Source organism: Xanthomonas campestris pv. phormiicola, assembly GCA_025666215.1.
GTDB classification, from domain to species: Bacteria; Pseudomonadota; Gammaproteobacteria; order Xanthomonadales; family Xanthomonadaceae; genus Xanthomonas_A; species Xanthomonas_A campestris_A.
The window spans coordinates 218,443-227,089 of record CP102593.1; the positions used below are offsets into that span (position 1 = coordinate 218,443).

At 68.1% G+C, this 8,647-nt stretch carries 5 protein-coding genes; 3 read left to right on the plus strand and 2 right to left on the minus strand.

Annotated features, from left to right (window positions below):
- Window positions 1-4: 4 nt before the first annotated feature.
- Window positions 5-3,052: a TonB-dependent receptor gene (locus NRY95_00930; GenBank protein ID UYC16579.1), complete on the plus strand. Its 3,048-nt coding sequence runs from the start codon at window positions 5-7 to the stop codon at window positions 3,050-3,052.
- A 119-nt stretch (window positions 3,053-3,171) separates the two neighbouring features.
- Window positions 3,172-4,689: a tryptophan 7-halogenase gene (locus NRY95_00935; protein ID UYC16580.1), complete on the plus strand. Its 1,518-nt coding sequence runs from the start codon at window positions 3,172-3,174 to the stop codon at window positions 4,687-4,689.
- A 201-nt stretch (window positions 4,690-4,890) separates the two neighbouring features.
- Here the strand turns inward: NRY95_00935 and pyrF are convergent, their stop codons facing one another.
- Complete coding sequence (gene pyrF / locus NRY95_00940; protein ID UYC16581.1) at window positions 4,891-5,625, minus strand: orotidine-5'-phosphate decarboxylase; 735 nt, start codon at window positions 5,623-5,625, stop codon at window positions 4,891-4,893.
- Window positions 5,622-6,518, minus strand: a complete 897-nt coding sequence (locus tag NRY95_00945; GenBank protein UYC16582.1) for a 5'-nucleotidase, lipoprotein e(P4) family — start codon at window positions 6,516-6,518, stop codon at window positions 5,622-5,624. The genes pyrF and NRY95_00945 overlap by 4 nt, the downstream gene beginning before the upstream one ends.
- A gap of 343 nt (window positions 6,519-6,861) precedes the next feature.
- Here NRY95_00945 and NRY95_00950 point away from each other — a divergent pair, with 343 nt between their 5' ends.
- On the plus strand, window positions 6,862-8,592 hold the full coding sequence (locus NRY95_00950) for a ShlB/FhaC/HecB family hemolysin secretion/activation protein (GenBank protein ID UYC16583.1): 1,731 nt from the start codon (window positions 6,862-6,864) through the stop codon (window positions 8,590-8,592).
- The last annotated feature ends 55 nt before the right edge of the window (window positions 8,593-8,647 follow it).

The window sequence follows — 8,647 nt, forward strand, 5'->3', positions numbered from 1 at the left end:
TGTCATGAAGAGAAAGCGTTCCGCTTCCACTATGCCCGCACGCAGCCTGCTGTGCTGCGCCCTGGCGACCAGCCTGTTCGCGGCGATGCCGGCGATGGCGCAGACCAGCACCGCGATCCTGCGCGGCCAGGCCCAGGCCGGCGCCGAAGTGGTCGTCACCAATACCGCCACCGGTTCGGTGCGACGCACGCCGGTCGGGCCCAACGGCAACTACACCGTGATCGGCCTGCCGCCTGGCACCTATACGGTCGAGGCCAACGGCGTCAAGCGCAGCGTGACGCTGCAGGTCGCCTCTTCGTCCACGGTCGATCTCGATGCCGGCACGGCCGCCGCGCCGGGCGGCGCGGCGACCACGCTGGACACGGTCACCGTGACCGCGCCGATGCTCAAGGACGTCAAGACCTCCGAGGTCGGCAACATCGTCTCGCTGCACCAGATCCAGCAGCTGCCGCAGGCCACGCGCAACTTCCTGGAGTTCGCCGACACCGTGCCGGGCATGGTGTTCCAGATCGACGGCAACGGCAACACCAAGCTGCGCGGCGGCGCCTCCAACGCCAGCGCCGGCAACCTGTACATCGACGGCGTCGGCCAGAAGAGCTACGTCAAGGGCGGCGGCATCGCCGGCCAGAGCGATACCCAGGGCAATCCGTTCCCGCAGCTGGCGATCGGCGAATACAAGGTCATCACCTCCAACTACAAGGCCGAGTACGGCCAGATCAGCGGCGCGGCGATCACCGCGGCGACCAAGTCCGGCACCAACGAGTTCCACGGCGAGGCGTTCTACCGCTATACCGACCAGGATCTGCGCGACAAGCGTCCGGATGAAGAGGCCAACGGCAAGATCGATTCGCAGACCAAGGAATACGGCTTCGCCCTGGGCGGCCCGATCATCCAGGACCGCATGCACTTCTTCGTTGCCTACGAGGGCAAGGACAACATCGCGCCCAAGAGCATCCAGGCCGATGCGAATGCGGGTTCCTACACGGGTTTCCTGCCTTCCAACCTGAGCAGCCAGTACGGCGCGGCGAACATGCCGTTCTCGGAAGACCTGTATTTCGGCAAGATCGATTTCGAGCCGACCGATCGCGACCGCATCGAGCTGAGCGGCCAGTACCGCGACGAAACCCAGGTCGCCAACGTCGGCGGTACCAGCGCCACCGACCATGGCACCAACAAGATCAACAAGGACAAGCGCGCCAGCCTGCGCTGGCAGCACAGCGCCGACAACTGGTTCAACGAGCTGATCGTCGGCACCGAGAACTCGGAGAACAATCCCACGCCGATGAGCATCGGCAACGGCATCGCCTACAAGTACCTCAACTACAACGACCCGAACATCGGCGAGTACACCTTCCTCGAAACCGGTTCGGCCGGCGGCTTGAACGTGCAGCGCAAGAGCCAGAAGGGTTGGTCCCTGCAGGACGACCTGACCTTCACCAGCTTCCAGTGGCACGGCGAGCACACCATCAAGATGGGCGTGAGCTACAAGGACATCAAGCTGACCTCGCAGGACGCGGCCGCGCTCAATCCGCAGTTCAGCTACTCGGTCGATGCCAATGGCATCGCCTCCATCCCTTATCGCGTGGATTTCGTCGCGCCGTACACCACGCCCGGGCAGAAGGCCACGGTGGAGTCGCCGTCCAAGCAGTACGGCATCTACCTCCAGGACGACTGGGCCGCGACCGACAAGCTGATGATCAACGTCGGCGTGCGCTGGGACTACGAGAAGAACCCGGCCTACACCGACTTCGTCACCTCGCAGGACTTCGTCAATGCGCTGTACGCCGACGATCCGGAGAACCCGGGCCATCCGTGGGCCGACCGCCTGCTGCCGAGCGGCATCAACGTGGCCGACTACATCAGCACCGGCAACAACCGCAAGAACTTCAAGGATGCGTGGGCGCCGCGCCTGGGCTTCTCCTACGATTTCTTCGGCGACGAGAGCGCGGTACTGCACGGCGGCGCCGGCCGTTCCTACGACCGCAACCTGTTCGAGCAACTGGCGCTGGAGACCAGCAAGGCGGCGCTGTCGCCGGTGGTGGTGTACTTCAAGGATTCGGCCACCAGCTCGTGCTACAAGGCCGACCGTACTTGCGCCGTGTGGGATCCGAAGTATCTGCAGGGCGTGGATCAGCTCAATACCATTCCCGGCGTCAGCGGCAGCGCCGAATTGTTCATGTTCAACAACAAGATCAAGACCCCGTACAGCGACCAGTACAGCATCGGCATCAGCAATCAGGTCGGCGACTGGCTGACCGATGTGACCTTCCAGCGCATCCTCAGCTACGACGGCTTCGCCATGTCGCTGATCAACCGCTATCCGGACGGTTCGTATTTCGATGCCAGCGGCAGCGCACCGTGGGGCGAGCCGGTGCCCGGCTACCAGAACACGATCCTGGGCAGCAACGGCCTGGAGCAGCGCAGCAGCCAGGTACTGTTGTCGGCGGAGAAGCCGTACACCAAGGAATCGGGCTGGGGCCTGACCCTGTCGTACACCCACACCAGCGCACGCCAGAACCGCAACATCGACGAGCCGTACGCGTTCGACAAGGCGACCATCCACGACTATCCGTTCGTGAAGTCCGATGCTGCGGCATCGCACCGCTTCGTCGCCTCCGGTTCGATCGACGGGCCGTGGGGCATCACCTTCGGCGCCAAGGTGGTGCTGGCCACCCCGGAGCCGGTCAACACCATCGCCTGCTTCGGCCACACCGATGCGGATGGTGCCACCTGCCAGCAAATCGGCTTCGTGCCGCCGGGTAGCGGCAAGTTCCTGGTCGGCGGCAAGATCTGGGGCTACCGCACGGTGGACTTCCAGGCCACCAAGGACTTCACCGTGTACAACGACTTCAAGCTGTCGGCGCGCATCAACTTGCTCAACGCCTTCAACTTCAAGAACTACTCGAGCTACATCTATGGTGGTCCGGACGGATCGGGCAACTACTTCGGAACCGATGGGCGGTTGGACACCAGCTACGTGGGCTTGAACACCACCGGCGACATCAACTACGTGCCGCGCACCGTGACCTTCGAGATCGGCGCCAAGTTCTGATCCACTGCAAAGGCCCACGCGCGTGCCCGACCGGCGCGCGTGGGGTTTTTCCGGACGGGGCCGCTTGGCCCCGTTCGCGTCTCGGATACTCCCTTCTCTCCGCACAGGACCGCGCACGCATGATCGCCGCCCCTCTCCGCAACCTGGTCATCGTCGGCGGCGGCACCGCCGGCTGGATGGCCGCCGCCGCGCTGGCGCGCGTGCTGGGCCCGGACTACCGCATCACCCTGATCGAGTCGGAACAGATCGGCATCGTCGGCGTCGGCGAGGCCACCGTGCCGCACATCAAGGCCTTCAACAATCTGCTCGGCATCAACGAGGCCGAGTTCGTGCGCCAGACCCAGGGCAGCTTCAAGCTCGGCATCGAGTTCGTCGACTGGCACCGGCCGGGCACCTCCTACCTCCACGGCTTCGGCAGCGAGATCGGGCATTCGCTCGGGCTGCTGCCGTTCCAGCAGTACTGGTTCAAGCAGGCGCTGGCCGGCAAGGCCAAGCCGCTGGGCGCCTACACGCTCAACACCGTGGCCGCCAAGCGCGGCAAGTTCATGACCTCGGCCAGCGACGCGCCGCCCAATTCGCCGCTGGCCAACATCGCCTACGCCTACCATTTCGACGCCTCGCTGTACGCGGCGTTCCTGCGCCGCTTCTCCGAGCAGCGCGGGGTGACGCGGCGCGAGGGCATCGTCGAGCAGGTGCAGCTGCATCCGGAATCGGGCGACGTGCTCTCGGTGCGGCTGGCCTCCGGCGAGGTGATCGCCGGCGACCTGTTCATCGACTGCTCCGGTTTCCGCGGCCTGCTGATCGAACAGGCGCTGCACACCGGCTATCACGATTTCACCCACTGGCTGCCGTGCGACCGCGCGCTGGCGGTGCCCTGCGCCAAGGTCGGCCCGCCGGCGCCGTACACCCGCGCCACCGCGCGCGCAGCCGGCTGGCAGTGGCGCATCCCGCTGCAGCACCGCACCGGCAACGGCTACGTGTATTCCAGCGCGCACCTCAGCGACGACGAAGCCGCGGCCACGCTGCTGGCCAACCTGGATGGCGCGGCGCTGGCCGATCCGCGCCCGCTGCGCTTCCTTACCGGCCGCCGCAAACAGGTGTGGAACCGCAACGTGATCGCGCTGGGCCTGGCCAGCGGCTTCATGGAGCCGCTGGAATCCACCAGCATCCACCTGATCCAGTCCGGCATCTCCAAGCTGCTGGAGCTGTTCCCGCGCGAGGGCATCAGCCCGGTGCTGGTGCAGCGCTACAACGACCGCATCGCCTTCGAGTTCGACCGCATCCGCGATTTCCTGGTGCTGCACTACACCGCCACCGAGCGCGACGACAGCGACTTCTGGCGGCAGTGCCGCCACATGGCGATCACCCCGGAGCTGCAGGCGACGCTGGACCTGTTCGCCGACAGCGGCCGCTTCTACCGCAACGGCGAGGAGATGTTCGCCGAGATCAGCTGGGTGCAGGTGATGGTCGGGCAGGGCATCCTGCCGCGCGCCTACCACCCGCTGGTGGACCAGGTGCCGGCCGCGGACATCGAACGCTTCGTCGCCAGCATCGAGCAGACCATCGGCCATTGCGTGGACGCGATGCCGCCGCACCAGGCCTTCATCGACCGCTACTGCGCCGCCGCGCCGCGCTGAGCGGGCTGCCCGGATCGCGTGCCGGGCAAAAAAAGAGGCCTCGCGCACCAAGGCGCGGGCCTCTTCAAAATCCGACCGAAGCCGGAGAACGGTTTGTGGCGCATCTCCGGCAAGGCCGGACGCTGCGCATGCTACCGGCAGTGCGCAGCTAATGCAATGGTTTAAGTTTTATTGGCTAAGTTATTGATATTTATTGATCGATCAGCGCGCCGCCGCATGCGCCAGGGTGGCGGCGATCTCGCCCTGGATCGCTTCGGCCGCGGCGCGCGGGTCGGCGGCCTGGCGGATCGGGCGGCCGACCACGATCGCATCGGCGCCATCGGCGAAGGCCTGGGCCACGCCGACGGTGCGCTGCTGGTCGTCGCCGACCGGGCCGCCGGGGCGGATGCCCGGACACACGATCGAGAAGCCGGCGCCGGTGGCGCGGCGGATCGGCGCCGCTTCCTGGCCGGAGGCGATCACCCCGTCGATGCCGGCGGCCTGCGCGACCAGCGCACGTTCCACCACGACCTCCTGCGGGTCGCGGTCGATGCCCATCGACGCCAGGTCGGCGCGGCCCATCGAGGTCAGCACGGTCACCGCCAGCAGGCGCATGTCGCCGCCGTTGGCGGCGGCCGCGGCCTGCATCATCGCCGGGTGCCAGCCGTGGATCGTGCAGTAGTCCACCGGCCACTGCGCCAGGCGCCGGATCACCCCGCCGACGGTGGCCGGGATGTCGAAGAACTTCAGGTCCACGAACACGCGCTTGCCGCGTGCGGCCAGCGTCTCCAGCACGTCGAAGTACTCGCCGGAGGCCAGCAGCTCCATGCCGATCTTGTAGAACGCCACCGCGTCGTCGAGCCGCTCGATCCACGCGATCGCCTCGGCGCGGCTGGGCACGTCCAGGGCGAAGATCAGCCGTTCGCGCGCCTCCAGCGCCAGCGGCGCGCGGCTCACTGCGCCAGCTCCAGCGCGTCGCGCTTGGCCTGGTGGCGCGCGGCCCGCGGCTGCGCGAAGTCGTTGTTGAACAGCGCCGGTTCCCAGGAGCCGTAGCTGGGGTTGGGCAGCATCCACCAGCGCTCGCCGAACCAGTCGTGGTACTGCTGCAGCAGCTGTGCGCGGCCGTCCGGGGTATTGGCCACGACCTGCACGAAATCGCCGAGCTGGTCGCCGAACTGCATCAGCACGCGGTACTGCTGGCCGACCAGCTTGCGCCGGCAGTTCTTCTCCGAGCCGTTCTGCTCGCAGTCCTTGACCACCGTGCCCAGGCCCAGCAGCACGCTGTTGTCGGCCACCGGCAGGCCGGCGCTGCGCAGGTTGGCCAGGGTCGCGTCGGTCAGGTGCACCGCGCGGTTGGACACGTACAGCACGGTGATGCCCTTGGCGGTGGCCGCCTTGGCGAAATCGACCACGCCCGGGATCGGCCTGGCCTTCTTCTCGGCCACCCACTGGTCCCAGCTGACCTCGTCGTATTCCTTGCCGTTGCGGATCAGCCGCGCCTGGTACGGCGAGTTGTCCAGCACCGTCTCGTCCACGTCCATCACCACCGCCGGCTTCAGCCCGGCGGCGGCATTGCCGCGCTCCTCCGGCACCAGCGCGTCCCAGTTCGGCGCCTTCAGCGCGGCATCCAGGCGGTCGGCGGCGGCGCGATAGGTCTGCTCGGCGACGGCGCGGTACTCGGCCGAGCGCTGCATCCACAGCACCGCGTTGAGGTTGTCGTCGCCGGCCAAGGCGGCGTCGGCGGTCTTGGCGGCCGGCGGCGCCGCGGCATCGGTGGCCGGCGCCTGCGGCTTGCAGGCGGACAGGGCGAGCACGGCGCAGGCCAGTGCGGTGCGGGCGATCGGGGTCATCGGGCGCGGGAACCTAGGCGGGGAATCGGCCGATTTTAGCGGGTCGCGGCCGTTGCCGTGGCGGGACGGACACGCCCGCGCGGCGTTCGGGCCAACGCGCCCACGCCCCGCCACGGGCGTACACAACCGTAGACAAATATGGCCAACGGAGACACGGTTCCGAATCGAACGCGGTCTGCGTCACGCAACGCGGCAGGCGTTAGGGGATTTCCCGACATCCTGTAGGGGAAACCCGGATTCTCCAGCCATGTGGTGTCCACCACAGTTCGCCCCGCATGCACGCGAGGTGCAGCGCCAGTCGGAAGGATGCGATCGACGCCCTGCGCAGGCAGGGAGACGCCGGATGCGTAACAGGGGAACTACCGTGGTGTCGTTGAGAAAGGGAACCGTCCTTGCCGCGTTGGCGGTGTGCGCCTGCGCAGGCCGCGCGTTGCCGGCGCAGGCCCAGGACCTGCCGACCACGCTGGACCGCCAGGAACAGCTGCGCCAGGCCGAACAGGTGCAGCGCAAGCAGGAACAGGACCGGCAGGCGCCGTTCGCCGGCCCGCGCGAGCCCGTGGCGCCGGCCGACATGCGCAGTACCGCGCTGCCCACCGAAACCCTGTGCTTCCCGATCCAGCGCATTCACCTGAGCGGCGCCGGCGCCGATGGCGCGCGCTTCGCCTGGCTGTGGCTGTCCCTGCGCCAGTACCAGGGGCGCTGCATCGGCCGCGAGGGCATCGATCTGATCCGCCGCCGCGCGCTCGACCAGCTGGTCGCACGCGGCCTGGTCACCACCCGCATCGGCGTGCCCGAGCAGGACCTGTCCAGCGGCCGCCTGCGCCTGGAGCTGATGCCCGGCCGCTTGCGCCAGGTCCGCGTGGAATCTGCCGATGGGCGTGCGTTCTGGCGCAGCGCCTTGCCGCTGCGGCCGGGCGACCTGGTCGATCTGCGCGCGATCGAGCAGGCCGTGGAGCAGTTCAAGCGGGTGCCCTCGCAGGACGCCAAGATCGACATCGCCCCGGGCGAGCAGCCCGGCGAATCGGACCTGGTGATCACCCTGCAGCACAGCCGGCGCTGGCGCAGCGTGCTCAACGCCGACGACTCCGGCGTGCGCGCCACCGGCCGCGCGCAGGGCGGCATCGACGTCGCGCTGGACGCGCCGCTGGGCATCAACGACCTGCTGTCGATCGGCTACAACCACGACCTCGTGGACAACGGCGCCGAGCGCGGCACCCGCGGCAACAGCCTCAGCTACAGCGTGCCGTGGGGCTGGTGGACGTTCGCGCTGTCGCTGTCGTCCTACCGCTACCACCAGCGCGTGGACGGCTACCTGCAGAGCTTCCAGTCCAGTGGCGAATCCAACAGCGCCCAGCTCGACCTGCAGCGGGTCATCCACCGCAACGGCAGCAGCAAGACCACCGCCGGCGTGGTCGTGGCCAAGCGCGAGGCGCGCAGCTACCTGGACGGCATCGAGATCGGCATCCAGCGCCGCCACACCACCAGCGCCGAGGCCTACCTCAGCCATCGCCGTTACCTGGGGCCGATGCAGCTGGACCTGCGCCTGGCGCACCGCCGCGGCACGCCCTGGTTCGACGGGCAATGGAGCGGTTACGACCCGGCAGTGGGTTTCCCCAGCTTCCGCTACGGCGTCACCACGCTGGACGTGAGCACCGGGCTGCCGTTCAAGCTCGGCGGCATCGCCGCCAGCTGGGACAGCAGCCTGCATGCGCAGACTGCCTCGCAGCTGTTGCTCGGCTCGGAGTTCATCAGCATCGGCGGGCGCTACAGCGTGCGCGGCTTCGATGGCGAACGCACCCTCGGTGCCGAACGCGGCGCCTACTGGCGCAACACGCTGAATCTGCCGGTGCAGCGCCTGGGCATCGTCCCGTACCTGGGCGTGGATGCCGGCCGCATCGGCGGGCCCAGCGCCAGCGGGCAGGACGGACGCAGCCTGGTCGGCGCCTTCGTCGGCGTGCGCGGCGCGCGCGGCGGACTCACCTGGGACGGCTTCGCCGGCTGGGATCTGCACGCGCCACGCGATTTCGATACCGCGCAGCCGGCCTACGGCGTGCGTGTGACCTATCAGTTCTGACCCTGGGCCGCCGCTGGGCGGACCGGGTTTTTGTTTTTTGAGCGCCCATGGCGCG

Coding starts and splice junctions, on each gene's coding strand:
- NRY95_00935 (UYC16580.1), top strand. CDS start 3,172: ATGATCGCCGCCCCTCTCCGCAACCTGGTCATCGTCGGCGGCGGCACC.
- NRY95_00930 (UYC16579.1), top strand. CDS start 5: ATGAAGAGAAAGCGTTCCGCTTCCACTATGCCCGCACGCAGCCTGCTG.
- NRY95_00945 (UYC16582.1), bottom strand. CDS start 6,518: ATGACCCCGATCGCCCGCACCGCACTGGCCTGCGCCGTGCTCGCCCTG.
- NRY95_00950 (UYC16583.1), top strand. CDS start 6,862: ATGCGTAACAGGGGAACTACCGTGGTGTCGTTGAGAAAGGGAACCGTC.